The sequence below is a fragment of the Streptomyces sp. BRA346 genome, assembly GCF_052851135.1.
This window is the reverse complement of the sequence record NZ_JAIWIH010000038.1, coordinates 153,422-177,581: the sequence shown is the minus strand read 5'-3', so window position 1 is coordinate 177,581 and position 24,160 is coordinate 153,422. Positions and strand designations below refer to the sequence as shown.

Here is a 24,160-nt window from a genome sequence, read left to right as displayed (position 1 = left end):
TGCCATGCCCCCCGCGGCGATCCGTCACCGGATCAGCGTCCGCCGAAGGCGCTCACCGGCGGCGCCTACCGTCCGTTGAACCCGTCCTTCAGGCGCGAGAACAGGCCCTGCTGCCCCGGCTTGGCCGCATCCCCCGGGGGCTGCGGACAGCGGCTCCGCCGCGGGCCCCCGGCCCCGGCCGGGCGCCTACCGTCCGTTGAACGCGTCCTTCAGGCGCGAGAACAGACCCTGCTGCCCCGGCTTGAACTCCCCGGTCGGCCGCTCCTCGCCGCGCAGCTTGGACAGCCGCCGCAGCAGCTCCTCCTGCTCCGGGTCGAGCTTGGTCGGGGTCGTCACCTCGACGTGGACGATCAGATCGCCCCGGCCGCCGCCGCGCAGATGGGTGACGCCGCGCTGGTGCAGCGGCACCGACTGGCCGGACTGGGTGCCGGGCCGGATGTCGATCTCCTCCAGGCCGTCCAGCGTCTCCAGCGGCACCTTGGTGCCGAGGGCCGCCGCGGTCATCGGGATCGTCACCGTGCAGTGCATGTCGTCGCCGCGCCGCTGGAAGACGGGGTGCGGGACCTCGTGGATCTCCACGTACAGGTCGCCCGCCGGGCCGCCGCCCGGGCCGACCTCGCCCTCGCCCGCGAGCTGGATGCGGGTGCCGTTGTCCACACCGGCCGGGATCTTCACCGTCAGCGTGCGCCGCGAGCGGATCCGCCCGTCGCCCGCGCACTCCGGGCACGGGGTCGGCACCACGGTGCCGAAGCCCTGGCACTGCGGGCACGGCCGCGAGGTCATGACCTGGCCCAGGAAGGACCGCGTCACCTGCGAGACCTCACCGCGGCCGCGGCACATGTCACACGTCTGCGCCGAGGTGCCCGGCGCCGCGCCCTCACCGCTACAGGTCGTGCACACCACCGCGGTGTCGACCTGGATGTCCTTGGTGGTGCCGAACGCGGCCTCGTTCAGCTCCACGTCGAGGCGGATCATGGCGTCCTGGCCGCGCCGCGTCCGGGACCGAGGTCCGCGCTGCGAGGCGGTGCCGAAGAAGGCGTCCATGATGTCGGAGAAGTTGCCGAAGCCCGCGCCGAAGCCACCGGCGCCGCCGCCCGCGGCCGAACCCGACGGGTCCCCGCCCAGGTCGTAGACCTGCTTCTTCTGCGGGTCCGACAACACCTCGTAAGCGGCGTTGATCTCCTTGAACCGCTCCTGGGTCTTCGGATCCGGGTTCACGTCCGGGTGCAGCTCGCGTGCGAGCCGGCGGAATGCCTTCTTGATCTCGTCCTGCGAGGCATCGCGCTGCACGCCCAGGACTGCGTAGTAGTCCGTCGCCACTTACGACTCCGCCAGGATCTGTCCGACGTAACGTGCCACTGCGCGTACCGCTCCCATCGTTCCGGGGTAGTCCATGCGGGTCGGTCCGACCACGCCGAGTTTGGCGACGGCTTCGTCGCCCGAACCGTAGCCGACCGCGACGACCGAGGTTGAATTCAGCCCCTCGTGAGCATTCTCATGCCCGATGCGCACGGTCATACCCGAGTCTTTGGCCTCGCCGAGCAGCTTGAGGAGGACGACCTGCTCCTCAAGTGCCTCCAGCACGGGCCGGATCGTCAGGGGGAAATCATGCACGAAACGCGTGAGGTTCGCGGTGCCGCCGATCATCAGCCGCTCTTCGGTCTCCTCGACAAGCGTTTCGAGCAACGTCGCCAGCACGGTCGAGACCGTCCCCCGGTCCTCCTGCTCGAAGGACTCCGGAAGATCCTGCACCAATTGCGGCACATCCGCGAACCGCCGCCCCACGACCCGGCTGTTGAGCCGGGCCCGCAGGTCCGCCAGCGAGTCGTCGCTGATCGGAGCCGGGCAGTCCACCATGCGCTGCTCGACCCGCCCGGTGTCGGTGATCAGCACCAGCATCACCCGGGCCACGGCCAGCGGCAGCAGCTCCACGTGCCGCACCGTCGAACGGGTCAGCGACGGATACTGCACCACCGCGACCTGCCGGGTCAGCTGCGCCAGCAGCCGGACGGTGCGCCCCACCACGTCGTCGAGGTCGACGGCGCTGTCGAGGAAGTTCTGGATGGCGCGCCGCTCCGGAGCGGACAGCGGCTTCACTCCCGCCAGCCTGTCCACGAAGAGCCGGTAGCCCTTGTCCGTGGGGATGCGCCCGGCGCTGGTGTGCGGCTGGGCGATGAAGCCCTCGTCCTCCAGCGCCGCCATGTCGTTGCGCACCGTGGCCGGGGAGACCCCCAGCCGGTGCCGCTCGGTGAGCGCCTTGGAGCCGACCGGCTCCTCGGTGCCCACGTAGTCCTGGACAATGGCACGCAGCACTTCGAGTCTGCGTTCGCTGAGCACCCCGCGCACCTCCAGTCCAGCCGTGTCATCAGGTCGTCCCTCTGGCACTCAATGGTCACGAGTGCCAGAACCCCTCAGCCAGTGTACGGCGGGGTGCGGTGGCCACGGCAAGAGCCGCCCCCCGCCGGTGCCCGGCCACACGTCACGCTATCGCTGTTGGAGCTAGCGTCTCGGTATGAAGACGTGTTGGGAAGAGGCCGGGTGGGAACAGCTCGCGCCCGATGTCGCCCGCCGCCGGCTGCCGGACTGGGACTGCACGGTCGGTGTGGTCGTCGGTGCTACGGACGTCCTCGTGGTGGACACCGGCTCGTCGCTGCGCGAGGGCGCGGCGCTGCGGGCCGAGATCACCCGGCTGACCGGCCGCAGGCCGACCCGGATCGCGCTCACCCATCCGCACTTCGACCATGTCCTGGGCACGGCCGCCTTCGCGGGCTGCGCGGTGTACGGGGCCACCGGCCTGGAGGGGGTGCTGCGCCGCGACCGGGACGCGCTGCGCGAGGACGCGGTACGGCACGGGGTGGCCCCCGACGCCGCCGCCGAGGCCGTCGATCACCTCGTACCGCCGCATCACGCGGTCTCCGGGGAGGTCACCCTCGACCTGGGCGGCCGGTCCGTGCTGCTGGCGAACGTGGGCCCCGGGCACACCGCCCATGACCTGGCCGTTCTGGTCCCGGGAGGGCCGGAGGTGGTCTTCTGCGGCGATCTGGTCGAGGAGTCGGGCACGCCGCAGGCCGGGCCCGACGCGATCCCCGCCCACTGGCCCGCCGCCCTCGACCGGCTGATCGCCCTCGGCGGCGAGGACGCGCGGTACGTGCCAGGGCACGGGTCGGTCGTGGACGCGGCCTTCGTACGTGACCAACGCGACGAACTGGCCGCGCGCTTCGGCGTGTCCCGCTGACCGTTGACCCGCCGCGCTATCGTCATCCGGATGCGCAGCCGACAGTACGACTCGGATCTGACCCCGCCCTGGAAGCGGCAGCAGCCCGCCCCCGAGGTCCCCGCGGACCCGGACCTGGTGGTCGAGGAGGTCACCACGGGGTTCTGTGGTGCCGTGATCCGCTGCGAGAAGACCGCGCAGGGGCCGACGGTCACCCTGGAGGACCGCTTCGGCAAGCACCGGGTCTTCCCCATGGAGCCGCGCGGCTTCCTCCTGGAGGGCCGCGTCGTGACCCTCGTACGCCCGCGCGCGGCGGCCCCCGGCGCGCCGCAGCGCACGGCCTCCGGCTCGCTCGCCGTCCCCGGTGCCCGCGCACGGGTCGCCCGCGCCGGGCGCATCTACGTGGAGGGCCGCCACGACGCGGAGCTGGTGGAGCGGGTCTGGGGCGACGACCTGCGCATCGAGGGTGTCGTCGTGGAGTACCTGGCGGGCGTCGACGACCTGCCCGCCATCGTGCGCGACTTCTCGCCCGGCCCGGACGCCCGGCTCGGCGTGCTGGTGGACCACCTGGTGGCCGGGTCCAAGGAGTCCCGTATCGCCGAGCAGATCACCGACGAGAGCGTCCTGGTCGTCGGGCACCCCTTCATCGACGTGTGGGAGGCCGTGAAGCCGTCCTCGCTCGGCATTCCGGCCTGGCCGGCGGTGCCGCGCGGCCAGGACTGGAAGACGGGCGTGTGCCGCGCCCTGGGCTGGCCGGAGAACACGGGCGCGGCGTGGCAGCGGATCCTGTCCGCGGTCCGCTCCTACAAGGACCTGCGGCCGGAGCTGCTGGGGCGGGTGGAGGAACTGATCGATTTCGTCACGGCGCCCCCGGCCGACTAGTCGACCAGGTCCCGCACCACCGCGTCGGCCAGCAGGCGGCCCTTGAGGGTGAGCACGGCCCGGCCCTGGCCGTAGGGCTCCGGCTCCAGCAGGCCGTCCTCCAGCGCCCGTGCCGCGGCCGCCGCCCCGGCCGGGCGCAGCAGTTCCAGCGGGCACCCCTCGGACAGCCGCAGCTCCAGCAGGATCCGCTCCACCCGGCGCTCCTCGTCGGACAGCAGCTCCCGCCCGGCGCCCGGGGAGCGGCCCTCGCCGAGCGCCTGGGCGTACGCCCCGGGGTGCTTGACGTTCCACCAGCGCACCCCGCCGACGTGGCTGTGCGCGCCGGGGCCCGCGCCCCACCAGTCGGCGCCGCGCCAGTACAGCTCGTTGTGGCGGCACCGGCCCTCGGGCGAGGTCGCCCAGTTGGAGACCTCGTACCAGGCGAACCCGGCCGCCGACAGCATCTCCTCGGCGATCAGGTAGCGGTCCGCGTGGGCGTCGTCGTCGGTCATCGGCACCTCGCCGCGCCGGATGCGGCGGGCCAGCTGGGTGCCCTCCTCGACGATCAGCGCGTACGCCGACACATGGTCCGGGCCCGCGCCGAGCGCCGCCTCCAGTGAGGCCCGCCAGTCGTCGTCGCTCTCGCCGGGGGTTCCGTAGATCAGGTCCAGGTTCACATGATCGAACCCGGCGGCCCGCGCCTCCGCGACGCAGGCCTCGGGGCGGCCGGGGGTGTGGGTGCGGTCCAGCACCTTCAGGACGTGCTGCCGGGCGCTCTGCATCCCGAACGACACCCGGTTGAACCCGGCCTCCCGCAGCGCCTCCAGATACCGCGGATCGACCGACTCCGGATTGGCCTCGGTCGTGATCTCGGCCCGGTCGGCCAGCCCGAACTCGTCGCGGATGGCCCCGAGCATCCGCCCGAGGTCCGCGGCCGCCAGCAAGGTCGGCGTGCCGCCGCCGACGAACACGGTCTCCACCGGCCGCGGATCGTCCCCCAGCACCTTCCGCGCGAGCCGCACCTCCTCCGCGACCTGCTCGGCGTAATTGTCCCGGGAGGCGAGCGCCCCGCCGGATCCGCGCAGCTCGGCGGCGGTGTACGTGTTGAAGTCGCAGTACCCGCAGCGGGTGGCGCAGTAGGGCACGTGCAGATAGAACCCCAGCGGCCGTCCCGCCGCCCCGGCCAGCGCGCCGGGGGGCAGCGCGCCGTCCTGGGGCATGGGGTCGCCGTCGGGCAGTACGGAAGGCATACGGCCCATTGTCCGCCATCCCGCGGCGCGCCCCGCCCCTCCCGCGGGGCGCCGCTTCTACAGCGCTCTGAGCACCAGCATCGCCAGGTCGTCGTCCGGCGGCTCCACCGCGAACTCGTCCACCGCCTGCCGCACCCGCTGCGCGACCTCCCGGGCGCTGAGCCCCGCGCAGCCCGCGAGCACCGCCGCGAGGCCGTCCTCGTCGTCGAACTGGCGGGTGCCGGAGCGGTGCTCCGTCACCCCGTCCGTCACGCACAGCAGGGTCTCGCCGGGCGCCAGATCGAACGTTTCACTCTCGTACGCGGCCTCCTCCACCACGCCGAGGAGTATCTGCGGCACGGCGACCGTCCGAACCGTTCCATCGGGCTGGAGGACCAGCGGCAGCGGATGGCCCGCGCTGGCCAGCGTGCACCGCACCCCGCCCTCGCTGCCCGGCCCGAGCGGCACCAGCTCCCCGTACAGCAGCGAGAGGAACCGCGCCGGGCCGCCGCCCGGCGGCAGGCCCGCGCCGCCCGGGTCGGTGCCGCCCGCCGCCTCGACCGCCTCGACGGCCTCCCCCACGGTCTCCTCGCCCAGCAGCTGGTTGAGGCGGTCGAGGACCTCCCCCACGCCGTAGCCCTCGCGGGCCAGCAGCCGCAGCCAGGGCCGCACCAGGCCGGTCACCACGGCCGCTTCGGGGCCGTTTCCGCAGACGTCGCCGAGGACGAAGCACCAGCGCCCGTCACCGGCCGGGAAGACGTCGTAGAAGTCGCCCCCGGCCGAGATGTCGCCGGTCGGCTCGTACACCACGGCCGACTCCACGCCGGGGATCCGGGCGATCCCGGACGGCAGCAGCCCGCGCTGGAGCACGCTGCTGATGGTGGCCTGGCGCGTGTAGCGCCGGGCGGAGGCGAGGGCGAGCGCGACGCGGCGCGCGAAGTCCTCGATCAGGCCGACGACTTCGTCCGGCATGCGCACCAGCCCGGCCCGCCCGAGCAGCAGCGTGCCCAGCGCGCGCCCGCCCGCGATCAGGCGGCAGGCGAGCGCCGCGCCGCCGGGCCCGTACGCCGCGGGGTCGGCCGGCCACGGCCAGTCCAGCGGGCCGCCGCGCGCGGTCGCGGGCAGCTGGGGCGGCTCCTTCTCCAGCACCTGCTTGAGCCCCTCCATGCGGCTCTCGCTGGCGTGCCAGACCCGGGCCAGCCGCGGCGGCCCGCCGCCGGTGTCGAGCCAGATCGCGCACCAGTCGGCGAGCCGGGGCACCAGCAGCTGTCCGGCGAGCGAGGTGACCATCTCCTCGTCGAACTGCCCGGCGAGCAGGTCGGACGCCTCGGCGAGGAAGGACAGCGCGCCGTGCCGGGTCCATTCCGGATCGGCGCGGCGGGCGGGCACCCGGCGCGGCGCGGGGGCGACGATCTCCGTACCGCGCGAGGCCCACGGGGGCGCGAGATCCCCGGCCATGGGCTCCTCGGGCGAGGGGACCACCGGTTCGGCGGCGGCCCGGACCGACACCTGGAACCACACCGTCTTGCTGGAGCGCCGGTACGTCGTCCCCCACGCCTCGGCGATCTCGGCGACGAGCCGCAGCCCGTGGCCTCCGGCGCACTCCGCGCCGTCCGCGTCGACGGGCGGATCGCCGCGCAGCACCCGAGTGGGGTGATGGTCGGTCACCTCCACGACGAGGGAGGGCGGTTCGCCCTCGTGGCTCGACACATCGAGCGCGCAGCACACCTCGACCGCGGTGCCCGCGTGCACCACCGCGTTGGTGACCAGCTCGCTCACCAACAGGACGGCCTCGTCCGCGACCCGGTCGGTGATCCGGTCGGCGGACGGTACGTCGAGCGCGACCCACTCGGCGAGCGCGGCGCGCACGAACCGGCGCGCGGCGGAGGCCGCGAGCGGACTGCCGGGCAGGCTCGCGCGGGCCGAGGCGCTGGTACGGACGGGGCCGATTCCCCCGACCGGCAGAGCCACCCCGCCTGCGGATGCAGACGGGGTGGAAGATGACGTCCCCACTGTGCGGCTCCTGAGAAGCTCCGTCATATGCGCCGTGTCCGGCACGGACAGAGTGACAGACGGACCGCGCTTATATGCACCGAGTCACGCAAGTTAACTGTGTTGAGGGGAAAAATCGTGCGTACGCCGGGCCTGTTCCGGTAAAGAACCCCCGGCCGCATCGGGGGTCGGGCGCGGGGTCGAGCGGTGGGTGACGTCGTGGCGGAAGCGGGGGCGGCGCCGGGTGGGGACCGGCGCCGACCCTGCGGTCAGGCCTCGCGCGTACCGGCGTACATGTCCTCGATCAGGGCCTTGTACTCGCGTTCCACCACCGGACGCTTCATCTTCAGACTGGGCGTCAGCTCGCCGTGCTCCACGTCCAGATCACGCGGCAGCAGCCGGAACTTCTTGATCGTCTGCCACCGTTGCAGCCCTTCGTTGAGCCGCTGCACATAGCCGTCGATCAACTCCCGCACCGCCGCGGTGTCCACGACTTCGGCGTAGGACTTCCCCGCCAGACCGTGCTCCTGCGCCCAGCCCATGATGGTCGGTTCATCGAGGGCGATCAGCGCGGTGCAGTAGTTGCGGTCGGAGCCGTGCACCAGGATGTTGGAGACGAACGGGCACACCGCCTTGAACTGACCCTCGACCTCCGCCGGTGCGACGTACTTCCCGCCCGAGGTCTTGATCAGGTCCTTCTTGCGGTCGGTGATCCGCAGATAGCCGTCGGGCGACAGCTCCCCGATGTCGCCGGTGTGGAACCAGCCGTCGGACTCCAGCACCTGCGCGGTCAGCTCGGGCAGCCCGTGGTAGCCCTCCATGATGCCGGGGCCGCGCAGCAGCACCTCGCCGTCGTCGGCGAACCGCACCTCCGTGCCCGGGAACGCCTTGCCGACCGTACCGGTGCGGTAGTCCGGCGGGTTCAGGAAGCTGGCGGCGCTGGATTCGGTGAGCCCGTACCCCTCCAGGATGTTGATCCCGGCACCCGCGAAGAAGTAGCCGATCTCGGGGGCCAGCGCGGCCGAACCGGACACGGCGGCGCGCAGCCGCCCGCCGAACGCCTCGCGCAGCTTGGCGTAGACGAGCTTGTCGGCGGCGGCGTGCTGGGCCTTGAGACCGAACGGCACGGACGCGGTGCCGGTGCGGCGGAAGTTGTCCTGGGAGGTCTTGGCGTAGTCGCGGGCGACCCCGGCCGCCCACTGGAAGATCTTGTACTTGGCGCCGCCGCCCTCGCGGGCCTTCTGCGCCACCCCGTTGTAGACCTTCTCGAAGATGCGCGGCACACCGCACATATAGGTCGGCCGGACCACCGGCAGATTCTCGATGATCTTGTCGACCCGGCCGTCCACCGCGGTCGTATGTCCGACGTAGATCTGCCCCGCCGTCAGCACCTTGCCGAAGACATGCGCGAGGGGCAGCCACAGGTACTGCATGTCGTCCGGGTAGAGCAGCCCCTCCTGGGTACCGATGGCGATGGCCATGTAGGACCAGGAGTCATGCGCCAGCCGTACGCCCTTGGGGCGGCCGGTGGTGCCGGAGGTGTAGATGAGCGTCGCCAGCTGATCGGAGCGCAGCGCGTCCGTACGCTCCCGTACGGCGTCGGGGTGCTCGTCCAGGTGCGCCGCACCGCGCTTCTCCAGCTCGGCGAGGGAGAGCACCCAGCCCTCCGGGTCGTCCCCGGCGGGCGTCGCGTCCTCCGCCTCGATCACCACCACATGGGCGAGGTCGGGCAGCTCGTCGCGCTTCTCGCGGACCTTGGCCAGCTGGGCTGCGTCCTCGGCGATCAGGACCCGGCTGCCGGAGTCGGCGAGGATGAAGGCGGTCTCCTCGGCGTTGGTGCTCGGGTAGACCGTGGTGGTCGCCGCGCCCGCGCACAGCACGCCGAGATCGCCGAGGATCCATTCGACGCGCGTCGAGGAGGCGAGCGCCACCCGCTCCTCGGGGCGGATGCCGAGGGCGATCAGCCCGGCGGCGATGGCGAAGACGCGATCCGCGCTTTCGCGCCAGGTCAGCGGCCGCCACTCGTCGGGACCCCGGCCGGAGGCGGGCGGCACGGGATAGCGGTACGCCTCCTTGTCCGGTGTCGCCTCGACGCGCTGGAGGAAGTGCGTCGCCAGGGACGGCGGCCGGTTCTCGAGCAGATTCTGGGTGTCGGTCACGGCATCCTCCGGGTCCCGCCTCAGTGCTTGGTGACTCGCGAGTAACCTTCGCGTGGCGATCAGGGTAAGGGCCGAAACCGTGCTGCGTAAGGGGTTCCGGGCCACGTAGTTCAAATGAGGGGTGCGTTCAAATGAGGGGTGCGTTCACATGAGGGTCTGCATCGAGCGTCACACGACAACGGGCCCGGCGCTTCTCGCAGCACCGGGCCCGTTCACCTACGACTACTTCTTCCCCTTGGCGTCGCCGCCACCGCCGTCGTCGGAGGACAGCACCGCGATGAAGGCCTCCTGCGGCACCTCCACGCTGCCGACCATCTTCATCCGCTTCTTGCCTTCCTTCTGCTTCTCCAGCAGCTTCCGCTTACGGGAGATGTCACCGCCGTAGCACTTGGCGAGGACGTCCTTGCGGATGGCGCGGACGGTCTCCCGGGCGATGACCCGGGACCCGATGGCGGCCTGGATCGGCACCTCGAAGCTCTGCCGCGGGATCAGCTCGCGCAGCTTGGCGACCAGCCGCACGCCGTACGCGTACGCCTTGTCCTTGTGGGTGATCGCGGAGAACGCGTCGACCTTGTCGCCGTGCAGCAGGATGTCGACCTTGACCAGGTCGGAGGCCTGCTCACCGGTGGGCTCGTAGTCGAGCGAGGCATAGCCGCGGGTCTTGGACTTCAGCTGGTCGAAGAAGTCGAAGACGACCTCGGCGAGCGGGAGCGTGTAGCGGATCTCGACCCGGTCCTCGGAGAGGTAGTCCATGCCGAGCAGCACGCCGCGGCGGTTCTGGCACAGCTCCATGATCGCGCCGATGAACTCGCTGGGCGCGAGGATCGTGGCCCGGACGACCGGCTCGTGCACCTTGTCGACCTTGCCCGAGGGGAACTCGCTGGGGTTGGTCACCGTGTGCACGGCGCCGTCCTCCATGTCCACCCGGTAGATCACGTTGGGCGCGGTGGCGATCAGGTCGAGGTTGAACTCGCGCTCCAGGCGCTCACGGATGACCTCCAGGTGCAGCAGCCCGAGGAAGCCCACCCGGAAGCCGAAGCCGAGGGCGGCGGAGGTCTCCGGCTCGTAGACCAGCGCGGCGTCGTTGAGCTGGAGCTTGTCCAGGGCCTCGCGCAGCACCGGATAGTCCGAGCCGTCCAGCGGGTACAGGCCCGAGAACACCATCGGCTTGGGGTCCTTGTAGCCGCCCAGCGGCTCCTCGGCGCCCTTGGTGAACTGGGTGATCGTGTCGCCGACCTTGGACTGGCGGACGTCCTTCACACCGGTGATCAGATAGCCCACCTCACCGACGGACAGCCCGTCGGAGGAGGTCATCTCGGGTGAGTTGGTGCCGATCTCCAGCAGCTCGTGGGCGGCGCCGGTGGACATCATCCTGATGCGCTCACGCTTGTTGAGCGTGCCGTCCACGACCTTCACGTAGGTCACGACACCGCGGTAGGCGTCATAGACGGAGTCGAAGATCATCGCGCGGGCGGGCGAGTCCTTGACCCCCACCGGCGGCGGGACCAGCCGCACCACGGTGTCCAGCAGCTCGTCCACGCCCTCGCCGGTCTTGGCGGAGACCTTGAGCACGTCGGAGACGTCGCAGCCGATCAGGTGCGCCAGCTCGGCGGCGTACTTCTCGGGCTGCGCGGCCGGGAGGTCGATCTTGTTGAGGACCGGGATGATCGTGAGGTCGTGCTCCATCGCCAGATAGAGGTTGGCGAGGGTCTGGGCCTCGATGCCCTGGGCCGCGTCGACCAGCAGGATGCAGCCCTCACAGGCCGCCAGCGAACGCGAGACCTCATAGGTGAAGTCCACGTGGCCAGGGGTGTCGATCATGTTGAGGACATGGGTGACCGGCTCCGGGCTCGCCTGGTCCTCGGTGAGCGCCCAGGGCAGCCGGACCGCCTGGGACTTGATCGTGATGCCGCGCTCGCGCTCGATGTCCATGCGGTCGAGGTACTGCGCGCGCATCTGTCGCTGCTCGACCACGCCGGTCAGCTGAAGCATGCGGTCGGCAAGCGTCGACTTGCCGTGGTCGATGTGCGCGATGATGCAGAAGTTACGGATCAGAGCCGGGTCGGTACGGCTCGGCTCCGGCACATTGGTAGGGGTCGCGGGCACGCAGCGTCCTGTATCTAGGCGGGACTCGGTGTTCTCGGTCCCCCCATGGTCCCATGAACGGCAACCGCTTCCGGGTTTGGGAGGCCCCCAGCGCTGCTGGTAATCTGGCCGACTGTGCCTTACGCGCCCCTCTCGCGCGGGGCACAAGCGCACGACAGACAGCGAAATCCAACGAACCTGCGAAGGCTCTTTACGTGGCGAACATCAAGTCCCAGATCAAGCGGAACAAGACGAACGAGAAGGCGCGCCAGCGCAACAAGGCCGTCAAGTCCGAGCTGAAGACCGCCATCCGCCGGACCCGCGAGGCCGTGGCCGCCGGTGACGCCGAGAAGGCCACCGCTGCCGCCCGCGCCGCCGCGCGCAAGCTCGACAAGGCCGTCAGCAAGGGCGTGCTCCACAAGAACAACGCCGCCAACAAGAAGTCGGCGCTCGCGCAGCAGATCGCCGGCCTCAAGGGCTGACCCTTCCGGGCCACCCGCACGGGTGACCCACCGGGGCGACACCTCGCCCCCACCCCGCCGTGGGGAACGTCCGAGCCCTCTACCTCGGACCACGGACAGCCTTCGTAGTACGCCACGCTACGTTCAATGCCCCCGGGCCCACTCCGGGGGCATTGCTGTGTCCGGAGGCAGTCCACGTGCCGTATCCGGATCGTGCCTGCACAGCGCGGGGTTTTCGGTGTTTCTTCGGGTATGTTCACGTCATGTCGATACCGGGGGAGACACCCAATCCGTACGGGCCGCCGCAGCCGCCTCAGCCGCCGCTCCCGCCCCAGCAGAACGCTCCGTCGCAGCCGCCGCCTCAGCAGGGCGCGCCGCCGCCCGGCTCCTACGGACAGCCGCCACAGCCTCCGCCGCACGCCGCCGCGTCGCCGCACGCCCCGGCGTACGCGCAGCCGACCATGCCGGGGGTGCCCATGGGCGGCGGGTACGGGCCGTACGCCGCGCCCGCACCGCCCCCGCCCGGCGGCCGTGCCGGAGGCGGCAAGGGCTGGCTGTGGGCGCTCGGCGGGGCCGTCGTCGCCTCGGCGGTCTGGGCGGGCGTGGTGTTCGCGACCGGAGGGTTCGGCGGGGAGCCGAAGGCCGAGCTCGCGGGCTACACCTATACGCGCAATCTGTGCGCCTCGACCGATCTCAAGGCCATCGAGGACGCCGAATACGAGCAGAAGGACTCCAGCGGATCGTCGAACCCGCGGCACAGCGCCTCCCGGGACCCGGCCCTGGACTCGATGACCTGCCAGATCGACTTCGAGCCGAGCGGCGCGTCCAGCAGCAGCTACTCCTCGGCGTGGCTGTCCACGACGGCCGGTCTGCACCGGAAGACCAATCCGGAGCCGGAGTTCGAGGCCCAGTACCGGAGTTACGAGGACCAGCGCACCTCCAGCTACACCTACAAGGTGAGCGAGGTGGACGGCCTGGGCGACGAGGCGTACGTCGTCACCCAGCAGAGCACCAGCAGCAGCGACACCGGGGCGTACGTGATCCTCGGCGTGCGGGAGGGCTGGATGACCTACCAGTCGACGTGGTCCGAATACGTATCCAGCTCATCGAGCGACGACCCCATGACGGCGGACGAGGCCACCGAGATGCTCGAGAAGAGCGCCCGGGCGACCCTGGCCAAGATGAAGGAGTAGGGGGCCGAGAGCTGCCGGGTCCGGGTCGGCAGGTCTAGGAACGACCCGCGCGGGCGGCACGGACGATGGTGACGACGGCCTTCTCCAGGGCGTATTCCGGATCGTCGCCACCGCCCTTGACGCCCGCGTCGGCCTCGGCGACCGCGCGCAGCGCGATCGACACCCCGTCCGCCGACCAGCCGCGCATCTGCTGCCGCACCCGGTCGATCTTCCAGGGCGGCATGCCCAGCTCACGGGCCAGATCGCCGGGGCGGGCACCGCGCGGGGCGGAGGCCAGCTTGCCGATGGCGCGGACGCCCTGGGCCAGGGCGCTGGTGATCAGTACCGGGGCCACGCCCGTGGCCATCGCCCAGCGCAGCGCCTCCAGCGCCTCGGCCGCCCGCCCCTCGACGGCGCGGTCGGCGACGGTGAAGCTGGACGCCTCGGCCCGGCCCGTGTAGTAGCGGCCGACGACGGCCTCGTCGATCGTGCCCTCGACATCCGCGGCGAGCTGGGACACCGCGCTGGCCAGCTCGCGCAGATCGCTTCCGATGGCGTCCACCAGCGCCTGGCAGGCCTCCGGCGTCGCGGACCGGCCGCCGGTGCGGAACTCCGACCGGACGAACGCCAGCCGGTCGGCGGGCTTGGTCATCTTCGGGCACGCCACCTCGCGCGCCCCGGCCTTGCGGGCGGCGTCCAGCAGCCCCTTGCCCTTGGCTCCCCCGGCGTGCAGCAGCACCAGGGTGATCTCCTCGGCGGGGGCGCCGAGATAGCCCTTCACGTCCTTGATCGTGTCGGCCGACAGATCCTGTGCGCTGCGCACCACCACGACCTTGCGCTCCGCGAAGAGCGACGGGCTGGTCAGCTCGGCGAGGGTGCCGGGCTGGAGCGCGTCGGGCGTGAGGTCGCGCACATCGGTGTCTGGGTCGGCGGCACGGGCCGCCGCCACGACCTGCTGCACGGCGCGGTCGAGCAGCAGATCCTCCTGGCCCACGGCGAGGGTCACCGGGGCGAGGGGGTCGTCGGTCGTCGTCTTCCTGGCCATCGCGGTCCAGCATCCCACGGACCGCCGACAGCCCGGTCTTCGCTATGGCCGACAATGGTCCGGTGATCGATGGAGGACTGAACGGCGTGCGCCCGCTACGGCATGTGCTGGTGCTCCCCGACCGCGACGCGGCGGAGGAGGTGGCCGAGGCGCTGCCCGAGCGCTTCGGCGTCGCGGAGGAGCCCCAGCTGGTGCGGGACGCCCTGGCAGGTGAGGACGACGCCGAGGACGCCCAGTGGCTGGTGGTCGTCGAGGACCCGGGCACCCGGCTGGACCCGGCCGCGCTGGACGCCCTCGCCGAGGAGTACGAGGGCTGGCTGGAGACCGACTGACCGGGCGCGCCCCGTCCTGGGGCACCCGCCCGTGCACGATCACCGGTCGTCCGCCCCCACCCGTCCGCTACCGGTCATCCGCTACCCGGCCCTCCGCTACCCGGTGACCAGCGCCAGCGCGAAGCCGTCGTACCCCTTCTCGCCGACCGTCTGCACCGCCGTCGCCGTCAGCCGGGGCTCCTGCGCGATCAGCTCCGTGAAGCGCCGTACGCCCTGGACGCGGGGGTCCGTGCTGGCGGGGTCGGCCACCTCCCCGTCCCGCACCACGTTGTCCCCGATGATGAGACTGCCGGGCCGGGTGAGCCGCAGCGCCCAGGCGAGGTAGTCGGGGTTGCCGGGCTTGTCGGCGTCGATGAAGACCACGTCGAAGGGGCCGTCCCCCTCCTCGGCCAGCCGGGGCAGCGACTCCAGCGCCTTGCCGGTGCGGATCTCGACGACCTTGCCCAGCCCCGCCCGCCCCACGTTTTCCCGCGCCACCTCCGCGCACCGGGGGTCGGCCTCCAGGGAGACCAGCCGCCCGCCCTCGGGCAGCGCCCTGGCCAGCCAGATGGTGCTGTATCCGCCCAGGGTGCCGATCTCCAGGATGGTGCGCGCCCCCTGGATCCGGGCCAGCAGATGCAGCAGCTTCCCCTGGTTGGGCGCCACCTGGTGCGGCGGCAACCCGGCGGACTCGCTGTGCTCCAGGGCGGCGTCCAGGGCCGGATCCGACGGTGCCAGCAGGCCGTTGAAGTAGTTATCGACCTTGGTCCACTGTTCGAGCGACATGAGCAAGCTTCCTTTCGAAACCGACCGAGTCCGCACCAGAAACCTACTGTGCCCTGCGCGAACCACCGTGCCCGGACGACGAATTGGGGTCCGCCGCCGCCCCGCGGCCTTCGGCCGCCGCGCTGGGCTCTTCTGCTCCCGCCGACCACCGCGCGCAGCCGCGGGCCGGTCACCGCGATCGCCCCGTCCCGGTCGGTCCGCAGCACGGCGGCACCCCGGGCCCTCAGGGCCGCCACGGTGCGGGGCGACGGATGTCCATACGGGTTGTCCGCGCCGCACGAGATCAAGGCGATCCGCGGGTGCAGCCTATGGATCAGCCGCGGGTCCTGGTAGGCCGAGCCATGGTGGGCAACCTTGAGCACATCGACCGGGGGCAGGTCCGGATGCGCCATCAGCAGCGCCTGCTGGGCGGGCGGTTCCAGGTCGCCGAGGAGCAGCAGGGTCAGGCCCGCCGTACGGACCAGAAGGGTCACGCTCGCGTCGTTCGGCCCCTCCTGCGCCGGGGCGGCGGCCGGGGTGTCGGGCGCGGGCCACAGGACCTCCCAGGACAGCGGGCCCGACCGGCGCCGCTCGCCCGGCCCGGCCGTCACCACCGGCACCCTTGCCGCCGCGGCCCCGCGCCGCACGGCCGCGGCCTGGCCGGGCGGCTCCGCCAGTCCGGTCGTCTCGATCGCCCCCACCGAGCGGCCGCGCAGCACCCCGGGCAGTCCGGCCACATGGTCGGCATGAAAGTGGGTGAGGACGAGCAGCGGGATGCGGACCACGCCCAGCGTCCGCAGACAGCGGTCGACGGCCCGTGGCTCGGGACCGGCGTCCACGACGACGGCCGTGCCGGGACCCGCGGCCAGGACCAGGGCGTCCCCCTGGCCCACATCGCAGGCCACGATCCGCCAGCCGGGCGGCGGCCAACCGGTGATGACCCGGGTCAGCGGCGCCGGGCGGACCACCGCGAGCAGCAGGAGCAGCGCACAGATCGCCCACAGCCACCGGTGCCGCAGCAGACGGCGCCCCAGAAGGACGGCGACCAGGGTGACCGCCGCCAGCAGCAGCCCGCCGGGCCAGCCGCCCGGCCAGCCCGCCTCCGCACCGGGAAGCCCCGCGCCGGTGCGGGCCACCCCGGCGATCCACTCGGCGGGCCAGCCCGCGGGCCAGGCGATCCACCGGGCGACCGGAAGCGCGAGCGGGGCCACCGCGAGCGCGGCGGAGCCGAGGATCATGGCGGGCCCCACCGCCAGCTCGGCGAACAGATTGCAGGGGATCGCCACCAGGCTCACCCGCGCGGCCATCATCACCACCACCGGCGCGCACACCGCCTGCGCCGCCGCGGCGGCCGCCAGCATCTCGGCCGGTCGCGGCGGCACCCCACGGCGCCGCAGGGCGGCGCTCCACGCCGGCGCGAAGGTGAGCAGCGCGCCGGTGGCCAGGGCGGAGAGCACGAACCCGTAGCTGCGGGCCAGCCACGGGTCGTACAGCAGCAGCGCCAGGACCGCGGCGGCCAGGGCGGGGAGCAGGGAACGGCGGCGCCCGGTGCCGATGGCCAGCAGCGTGATCAGCCCGCATGCCGCCGCCCGCAGCACGCTGGGGTCGGGGCGGCAGACGACCACGAAGCCGAGCGTGAGCGCTCCGCCGAGCAGGGCCGTCGTCCGGAGCCGCATGCCGAGCGCCGCGGCCAGCCCGCGCCGCTCGGCCCGCGCGGCGAGGTGGGGAGGGCCCGTCAGCAGCGCCAGCAGAAGTGTGAGATTGCTGCCGGAGACGGCCAGCAGATGTGTCATGTCCGTGGCCCGGAACGCCTCGTCGAGGTCCGGCGGCACCCGTGAGGTGTCCCCCACGACCAGCCCTGGCAGCAGCGCCCGCGCGTCCGGGGACAGGCCGTCGGTCGCCGTACGCAGTCCGGCGCGCAACCGGCCCGCCAGCCGCTGGACCGAACTGGGCGCCCCGATGACGCGCGGCGGCCCGCTGCCGCCGCGCACCACCGCCGCGAGCCGGTCCCCGTCGCGCAGCGGCGGCGCCAGGCGTCCGTGCACCCGCAGCCGCGTGGACGGCAGCAGCCGGAGCCATGCCGCTCGCTGCCGGGCCTCCGGGCGGACCGTCACCAGCACCGGGGCGCGGGTCTTCGTCGACGTGCCGTCAGGCCCGGTGATGCTGGTGGCCTCCGCCTCGACCACCACCGACACCGGCGCGAGCGCGGCTCCGCGCACCCGGGGGCGGCTGAGTCTCGGATCCCTCGTGACTGTCACCTCGGCGGTCGCCTCGGCGAACTCCCCGGCCAGCGCCGGAACCGGTCCGCGCCGCACGTCCGCCGCGTGCAGCGCGGCGACCGCTCCCGCCGTGGCCCCGCACAGCAGGACCGCCGCGATCGCCCCCGCCGTGCGCCGCTTGGCCTGTGCGAGGTCGGCCCGGTGCCGACGGGTCACGTACAGCAGGACGGCTGCCGCCAGGCAGGCGCCCGCGCAGACCACGGCCACGGTGCGCCCGGGCGTGCCCAACGCGACCGCCGCCGCGGCCCAGGCCGCCAGCGCGGGCGGCACCAGGCGAAGGTCCGCCGGGCCCTCCTGGCGGGGATGGGACGCCCCGCGCGGTGAGGCGGCGGCCGCGTGCACCGGGGCACGGGGGCGCGCCGTGTGTACGGACGTCATGGCTGAACCAGTGGGCGGAGATCGGCGAAGCGGCGGTCGCCGATGCCGTTGACCTCGCGGAGTTCATCGATGGAGCGGAAACCGCCCTGCTGGGTGCGGTAGTCGAGGATGTGCCGGGCCAGGACCGGGCCGACGCCCGGCAGGGTGTCGAGCTGTTCCGCCGTCGCCGAGTTGAGGCTGATCGTCCCGCCGGACGGTGCGCCCGGTGCGGGGCCGGAACCGGGTGCGGGGGCCGGGCCGGTGGGGGCGGGGCCTGCGGGTGCCTGGTTCGCCGGGGCGCCGACCACGATCTGCTCACCGTCCACCAAGGGCCGGGCCCGGTTCAGTCCGCTGGTGTCCGCGCCCGGCCGCGCCCCGCCCGCCGCCTTGATCGCGTCGGCGACCCTGGCCCCGGACGGCAGTTGCCGCAGCCCGGGGCGGCGGACCTTGCCCGTCACATCGACCACGACCGCCCGGCCGCCCGCGCCGACGCCCGCCCGCTCCCCGGCCGTCGGCCCGGCTGCCGCGCGGGCGGGTTCGGGTTCGGGCGCCCGTACGGTCTGCGGGCGGCCGCTCCAGAAGTGGTAGACCGCGAAGGCCACCGCGACGACGAGGGCGACCGCCAGCGCGGCGACGGTCCGTAACTCCATGCCGCAGCGCAGCTGAAGCCACAGCGGAAGGCGTTCGCGCAACGCCAGCCGCATCCGGTCGCGGCGGCGCAGCGTCTGGCTGCCGCCGGTGTCGCCCTTCTCGTCCGCGGCCTCCTCCACCGCTTCGTCCTCAGCCTCCGGCGCGGCCCAACGCGGCACATGACGCCGCGCGGCCCCGCCCGCCCCCTCGTGCGAGGCCGCGCCCGCGTCTTCGCCCGAGCGGACCGCCACCCCTGCGCCGGTTCCCCGGCCGGGAGCAGACCTCCGACCCGGAACGCGGGGCGCCTCCGAAGCCGACGCCGCCCCGGTGCCGGGCGCCTGGCCCAAGGCGGCCACCGGCCCCGACGCCCGAGTCGAACCCGGAGCGGGAGCCGGCCCGGCATCGGGCACCGCGAGCCGAGCGGGCACCGCGAGCCGAGCGGGCACCGCGAGCCGAGCGGAGGGCGGAACCGGAGCGCGGGACGGCGTCGGAACGGACTCCCGGCCCAGGGCAGTTGTCGCCCTTGGAGTGGATGGGCGGTTCGGGCTTCGGATGGGTGGGGTGGGGGAGGGCCCGTCCCCGCGAGCGGTGAAAAGGGCCGCCGCGCGGGCGCTGCGGTGCGGTGGGGCGGCGCGGGGCGCGGCCAAGCGGTGGCGGCCGCGGGGCGGTCGCGTCGTCACGGTGCGTGATCGTGTCCTCATGCCGACCGACCGTAGGCGTCTTCGCCCGACCCCGCTGAGCAGCTCCGATTCCCGGGGATAACCCACGGTGTGTGGAAAACCCCGTCACCCGAACGAGTTCGCTACCTCGGCGAAACCACCGCGCCCAGCAGCCCCGGCCCGGTGTGCGCCCCGATCACGGCGCCCACCTCGCTCACGTACAGCTCCGCGAGCCCCGGGACCCGCTCCCGCAGCCGCTCCGCGAGGGCCGTCGCGCGCTCCCCTGCCGCGAGGTGCTGGACGGCGATGTCCACCGGGCTCTGGCCCGCCCGCTCCACCACGATCTCCTCCAGCCGGGCGATGGCCTTGGACGCGGTGCGGACCTTCTCCCGCAGTTCGATCCGGCCGTCGTCGAGCTGGAGCAGCGGTTTGACCGCGAGTGCGGAGCCGAGAAGGGCCTGCGCCGCGCCGATGCGGCCGCCGCGGCGCAGATAGTCGAGGGTGTCGACGTAGAAGTAGGCGGCGGTGCCGTCGGCCCGCTTCTGGGCCGCCGCGACGGCCTCCTCCAGCGTGCCGCCGCCCTCCGCGGCCTCCGCCGCCGCCAGTGCGCAGAAGCCGAGCGCCATCGCGACCATGCCGCTGTCCACCACCCGGACCGGTACGGGCGCGTCCTGTGCGGCGAGCACCGCCGCGTCGTAGGTGCCGGAGATCTCGGCGGACAGGTGCAGCGAGACGATGCCGGTCGCGCCCTCCGCCGCGGCCGCGCGGTAGGCGTCCGCGAAGGTCTCAGGGCTGGGCCGGGACGTGGTCACGGGCTTGCGCTTCTGTAGGGCCTCCGCGAGCGACAGGGCCGAGATCTCGGTCCCTTCCTCCAGCGCCCGGTCTCCGAGCACCACCGTCAGCGGCACGGAGGTGATGCGATGCCGCTCCATCGCCTCCTGCGGCAGGTAAGCCGTTGAATCGGTCACGATCGCGACATGGCGGGACATGACTGGGAGATTATCCGGGGAAGCCCCGGGCCGACAGCGCGACCCCACTGGATGATCACCGACCCTACCGGTAAGCCCGCGTTCAGGCGGTGTTCTCGGGGCGTGGGGACTCCTGCCACGGCTTCTGCCAGGACTTCTGCCAGGACTGCGGCTGCGGCCGGGGGGTGGTCTCGAGGGAGGGCGGTGAGGGCTGTTCCTGCCGGGGTGCGGCATCGCCGGCCGCAGACTCCGGCTCCGGCGCCGCCCGCGTCCCCGACGCGGCACGCGGCTCCTCCACCGTCCAGTGCCGCAGCGCCCCCGCCTCCATCTCGATCTCGCGCCCCAGCGCGTCCAGCTCGTCGTGGGCGAACCGCTGCGCCCGCTCCCGCACCGCCCAGCGCAGGGAGTCCGCGGAGTGGGTGATCCGCTCCGTGCGCTCCCGCAGCTCGGGGAGCAGGGCGGCGAGGCGGGTCTTGTCGGGCTCGCGCTCCAGCCGCTTCAGGTCGTCGTCCAGCTCGCGGCCGTGCGCGCTGAGCCGCTGGAACAGGTTCAACGACTCCGCCACGGAGCGGTCTTGGCCCGCCACCGCGTGGAGGGCCTGCTCGGTGGCGGACATCGACGTACGCAGCGACAGCCGCAGCTCGGCCAGCTCACCGGCCGCGCCCGGCCGGGAGAACTGGCGGGCCCGGAGCCGGGTGTCCTCGACCGTGCGGCGGGCCTGGTCCACGGTGCGGTCGAGGCTGCGCTTGGCCGTCCGGACCACCCGCACCGTGACATAGGTGCCGGTCACGATGAACAGGACGAAAAGCAGCAACAGGATCCAGATGGCTTCCATGTGCGCTCCTTAGGGCGGCGGTCACCGCGGTGGCAGCTGTCCTCCCAGCGTAAACGGACCGGGCGGGCCCGGGGTTCCTGACGAACCCCCAGCCCGCCCTTACGGGTCATCCCCGAGCCGTCAGGCCGGGACGATGTTCACCAGCTTCGGCGCTCGCACGATGACCTTGCGAATGCCCGCGCCGTTCAGCGCCGCGACCACCGCCGGGTCGCCCAGGGCCTGCGCCTCCAGCTCCTCGTCGGAGACCGACGGGGCGACCTCCAGCCGGGCCTTGACCTTGCCCTTGACCTGGACCACGCAGGTCACCGTCTCGTCCACGACGTACGCCGGGTCGGCGACCGGGAACGGCTCGTGGACGACCGACGCGTCGTGGCCCAGCTTGCGCCACAGCTCCTCGGCGATGTGCGGGGCCAGCGGCGCGATCAGCAGCACCAGCCGCTCGGCGATCGAGCGCGGCACCTCGCGCACCTTGGTGACGTGGTTGTTCAGCTCGGTGATCTTGGCGATGGCGGTGTTGAAGCGCAGCCCCGCCATGTCCTGGCGGACCCCGTCGATCGCCTTGTGCAGGGCGCGCAGCGTGTCCTCGTCGGGCTCCGCGTCGACGACGGAGACCTCGCCGGTGGCCTCGTCCACGACGTTCCGCCACAGCCGCTGGAGCAGCCGGTACTGGCCGACGACCGCGCGGGTGTCCCAGGGGCGCGAGACGTCCAGCGGGCCCATGGCCATCTCGTACAGGCGCAGCGTGTCGGCACCGTACTCGGCGCAGATCTCGTCCGGGGTGACGGCGTTCTTCAGGGACTTGCCCATCTTGCCCAGCAGACGGGTGACCTTCTCGCCCTCGTACCAGTACGCCCCGTCGCGCTCCTCGACCTCGGCGGCCGGGACGGCGATGCCGCGGCTGTCCCGGTAGACGTACGCCTGGATCATGCCCTGGTTGTACAGCTTGTGGAACGGCTCGGCCGACGAGACGTGCCCCAGGTCGAACAGCACCTTGGACCAGAAGCGGGCGTACAGCAGGTGCAGCACGGCGTGCTCGGCGCCGCCGACGTACAGGTCGACGCCGCCGTGCGGCTGACCGTCGCGCGGGCCCATCCAGTAGCGCTCGGTGCCGGGGTCGACCAGCTGCTCGCTGTTGTGCGGGTCCAGGTAGCGCAGCTCGTACCAGCAGGAGCCGGCCCAGTTGGGCATGGTGTTGGTCTCGCGGCGGAACGGCCGCGGGCCGCGTCCGTCGCCCAGGTCCAGCACCACGTTCACCCACTCCTCGTTCCGGGACAGCGGGGTCTCCGGGGAGGTGTCGGCGTCGTCGGGGTCGAAGGTGCGCGGCGAGTAGTCCTCGACCTCGGGCAGCTCCAGCGGCAGCATCGACTCGGGCAGCGCGTGAGCCACGCCGTCCTCGTCGTAGACGATCGGGAAGGGCTCGCCCCAGTAGCGCTGGCGGCTGAACAGCCAGTCGCGCAGCCGGAAGTTGACGGTGCCCTCGCCGATGGAGCGGGCCTCCAGCCACTCGGTGATCCGGGCCTTGGCCTCGGTCACGCCCAGGCCGTTCAGGGAGACGCCCTCACCCGCCGAGTTGACGATCTTGGCGTCGTACGAGGCGAACGCGTCATCCCAGGTCGACGGGTCGGTGCCGCGGTCGTCCGAGGGCTCGACGACGCAGCGCATCGGCAGCTCGAAGGCGCGGGCGAAGGCGAAGTCACGGCCGTCGTGCGCCGGAACGGCCATGATCGCGCCGGTGCCGTAGCCCATCAGCACGTAGTCGGCGATGAAGACCGGCACCCGGTCGCCGCTGACCGGGTTGACCGCGTACGCACCGGTGAAGACGCCGGTCTTGTCCTTGGCCTCGGCCTGCCGCTCCACGTCCGACTTGGCCGCGGCCTGCTTGCGGTAGGCGTCGACGGCGGCGGCCGGGGTGGCGTGCCCGCCGGTCCACACGTCGTGGGTGCCCTCGGGCCAGGCGGCCGGGACGATGGAGTCGACCAGGTCGTGCTCGGGCGCCAGCACCATGTAGGTCGCGCCGAACAGGGTGTCCTGGCGGGTGGTGAAGACCGTGATCTTCGCGTCGGGGTGGTCCTGCACCGGGAAGTCGACCCGGGCGCCCTCGCTGCGGCCGATCCAGTTGCGCTGCTGGAGCTTGATGGCCTCGGGCCAGTCCAGCGCGTCCAGGTCGTCCAGCAGCCGGTCCGCGTAGGCGGTGATCCGCATGTTCCACTGGCGCAGCTTGGCCTTGAAGACCGGGAAGTTGCCGCGCTCGGAGCGGCCGTCGGCGGTGACCTCCTCGTTGGCCAGCACGGTGCCCAGCCCCGGACACCAGTTGACGGGCGCGTCCGAGGCGTACGCCAGGCGGTATTCGCCCAGGATGTCGGCGCGCTCGGCCTCGGTCAGCCCGTCCCAGGGGCGCCCGTCGGGGGTGGCGCGCTCACCGGAGGCGAACTGCGCGGCCAGGGTGTCGATCGGGCGCGCCTTCTTCGCCTCCGGGTCGTACCAGGAATTGAAGATCCGCAGGAAGATCCACTGGGTCCACTTGTAGTAGTCCGGGTCGATCGTGGCGAAGGAGCGGCGCGGGTCGTGGCCCAGGCCCAGGCGGCGCAGCTGGCGCCGCATGTTGACGATGTTGGCCTCGGTGCTGACCCGGGGGTGGGTGCCGGTCTGCACCGCGTACTGCTCGGCGGGCAGGCCGAAGGCGTCGAAGCCCAGGGTGTGCAGGACGTTGTGGCCCGTCATGCGGTGGTAGCGGGCGTACACATCGGTGGCGATGTAGCCCAGCGGATGGCCCACGTGCAGCCCCGCCCCCGAGGGGTACGGGAACATGTCCATGACGAACTTCTTCGGCCGGGCCACGACGTCGGCGTCACCGGTCAGGTCGCCGCCCGGGTTGGGCGCGTCATACGTGCCGTTCGCGTCCCAGAAGTCCTGCCAGCGGGCCTCGATGTCAGCGGCCAGCGCGGCCGTGTAGCGGTGCGGCGCGGCCACCTCGGCTGCGGCATTGGTCTCGCTCATGATCCTCAAAGCTCCATTGGTCGTCTCTGCCCGCGGTACAGGCCGATTCCCTCTTGTCCGGTGAAACAAAAAGGCCCCTCGCACAGGAGGGGACGCCGCGCCGATGCCGACCGGAGATGATCGCGGTCGGGACTGATCAGC

Annotated in this window: 17 protein-coding genes and 1 pseudogene; 5 read left to right on the top strand and 13 right to left on the bottom strand. The window is 72.7% G+C overall.

The features are described 5' to 3' along the window. Positions 1–186: 186 nt before the first annotated feature. Positions 187–1,320 carry a molecular chaperone DnaJ gene (dnaJ, locus tag LCH29_RS35030; protein ID WP_123106629.1) on the bottom strand — a complete coding sequence of 378 codons (1,134 nt, stop codon included), beginning with the start codon at positions 1,318–1,320 and terminating at the stop codon, positions 187–189. After that, positions 1,321–2,337 carry a heat-inducible transcriptional repressor HrcA gene (hrcA, locus tag LCH29_RS35025; protein ID WP_123106630.1) on the bottom strand — a complete coding sequence of 339 codons (1,017 nt, stop codon included), beginning with the start codon at positions 2,335–2,337 and terminating at the stop codon, positions 1,321–1,323. It lies immediately after the preceding gene. A gap of 175 nt (positions 2,338–2,512) precedes the next feature. Here hrcA and LCH29_RS35020 point away from each other — a divergent pair, with 175 nt between their 5' ends. Both LCH29_RS35020 and LCH29_RS35015 read left to right on the top strand, forming a co-directional pair. Continuing rightward, positions 2,513–3,235, top strand: coding sequence for an MBL fold metallo-hydrolase (locus tag LCH29_RS35020; protein ID WP_446465702.1), 723 nt, complete (start codon positions 2,513–2,515; stop codon positions 3,233–3,235). A 30-nt stretch (positions 3,236–3,265) separates the two neighbouring features. Continuing rightward, positions 3,266–4,096, top strand: coding sequence for a DUF3097 domain-containing protein (locus LCH29_RS35015; protein WP_446465701.1), 831 nt, complete (start codon positions 3,266–3,268; stop codon positions 4,094–4,096). Here LCH29_RS35015 and hemW read toward each other — a convergent pair. The 4 genes from hemW to lepA all read right to left on the bottom strand — a co-directional run bounded on the left by hemW (position 4,093) and on the right by lepA (position 11,561). Then, positions 4,093–5,325, bottom strand: coding sequence for a radical SAM family heme chaperone HemW (hemW, locus tag LCH29_RS35010; RefSeq protein ID WP_446465700.1), 1,233 nt, complete (start codon positions 5,323–5,325; stop codon positions 4,093–4,095). The two genes, LCH29_RS35015 and hemW, sit on opposite strands and share 4 nt — an antisense overlap. A gap of 57 nt (positions 5,326–5,382) precedes the next feature. Continuing rightward, positions 5,383–7,344, bottom strand: a complete 1,962-nt coding sequence (locus tag LCH29_RS35005) for a SpoIIE family protein phosphatase (RefSeq protein ID WP_446465699.1) — start codon at positions 7,342–7,344, stop codon at positions 5,383–5,385. 221 nt (positions 7,345–7,565) lie between these two features. Beyond that, positions 7,566–9,455, bottom strand: a complete 1,890-nt coding sequence (locus tag LCH29_RS35000; protein ID WP_446465698.1) for an AMP-dependent synthetase/ligase — start codon at positions 9,453–9,455, stop codon at positions 7,566–7,568. A gap of 222 nt (positions 9,456–9,677) precedes the next feature. Beyond that, positions 9,678–11,561 carry a translation elongation factor 4 gene (gene lepA / locus LCH29_RS34995; protein ID WP_446465697.1) on the bottom strand — a complete coding sequence of 628 codons (1,884 nt, stop codon included), beginning with the start codon at positions 11,559–11,561 and terminating at the stop codon, positions 9,678–9,680. 194 nt (positions 11,562–11,755) lie between these two features. Between lepA and rpsT the strand changes: the two genes are divergently transcribed. Next, positions 11,756–12,022, top strand: a complete 267-nt coding sequence (gene rpsT / locus LCH29_RS34990; RefSeq protein WP_123106792.1) for a 30S ribosomal protein S20 — start codon at positions 11,756–11,758, stop codon at positions 12,020–12,022. Between the two features lie 242 nt (positions 12,023–12,264). Continuing rightward, a complete protein-coding gene (locus LCH29_RS34985; protein ID WP_446465696.1) occupies positions 12,265–13,194 on the top strand; it encodes a hypothetical protein in 930 nt (309 codons plus the stop codon). A 34-nt stretch (positions 13,195–13,228) separates the two neighbouring features. Here the strand turns inward: LCH29_RS34985 and holA are convergent, their stop codons facing one another. After that, entirely contained in the window at positions 13,229–14,218 is a 990-nt protein-coding gene (gene holA / locus LCH29_RS34980) for a DNA polymerase III subunit delta (protein WP_446465695.1), read from the bottom strand. Between the two features lie 44 nt (positions 14,219–14,262). Here holA and LCH29_RS34975 point away from each other — a divergent pair, with 44 nt between their 5' ends. Further along, complete coding sequence (locus tag LCH29_RS34975; RefSeq protein ID WP_446465694.1) at positions 14,263–14,550, top strand: hypothetical protein; 288 nt, start codon at positions 14,263–14,265, stop codon at positions 14,548–14,550. A 96-nt stretch (positions 14,551–14,646) separates the two neighbouring features. On the opposite strand, the gene LCH29_RS34970 is transcribed toward LCH29_RS34975, so the two are convergent. The 6 genes and pseudogenes from LCH29_RS34970 to leuS form a co-directional block, all read right to left on the bottom strand. Continuing rightward, positions 14,647–15,315: an O-methyltransferase gene (locus LCH29_RS34970; RefSeq protein WP_446465753.1), complete on the bottom strand. Its 669-nt coding sequence runs from the start codon at positions 15,313–15,315 to the stop codon at positions 14,647–14,649. Between the two features lie 143 nt (positions 15,316–15,458). Next, positions 15,459–17,951: pseudogene (locus LCH29_RS34965) on the bottom strand (ComEC/Rec2 family competence protein); the annotation flags it as partial. After that, positions 17,948–18,811 carry a helix-hairpin-helix domain-containing protein gene (locus LCH29_RS34960; protein ID WP_446465693.1) on the bottom strand — a complete coding sequence of 288 codons (864 nt, stop codon included), beginning with the start codon at positions 18,809–18,811 and terminating at the stop codon, positions 17,948–17,950. The pseudogene LCH29_RS34965 and the gene LCH29_RS34960, both read right to left, overlap by 4 nt. Positions 18,812–19,362: 551 nt before the next feature. Further along, on the bottom strand, positions 19,363–20,208 hold the full coding sequence (locus LCH29_RS34955; protein ID WP_446465692.1) for a DegV family protein: 846 nt from the start codon (positions 20,206–20,208) through the stop codon (positions 19,363–19,365). A gap of 82 nt (positions 20,209–20,290) precedes the next feature. Next, entirely contained in the window at positions 20,291–21,022 is a 732-nt protein-coding gene (locus LCH29_RS34950; RefSeq protein ID WP_446465691.1) for a hypothetical protein, read from the bottom strand. A gap of 120 nt (positions 21,023–21,142) precedes the next feature. Then, entirely contained in the window at positions 21,143–24,019 is a 2,877-nt protein-coding gene (leuS, locus tag LCH29_RS34945; protein WP_446465690.1) for a leucine--tRNA ligase, read from the bottom strand. Between the last annotated feature and the right edge of the window lie 141 nt (positions 24,020–24,160).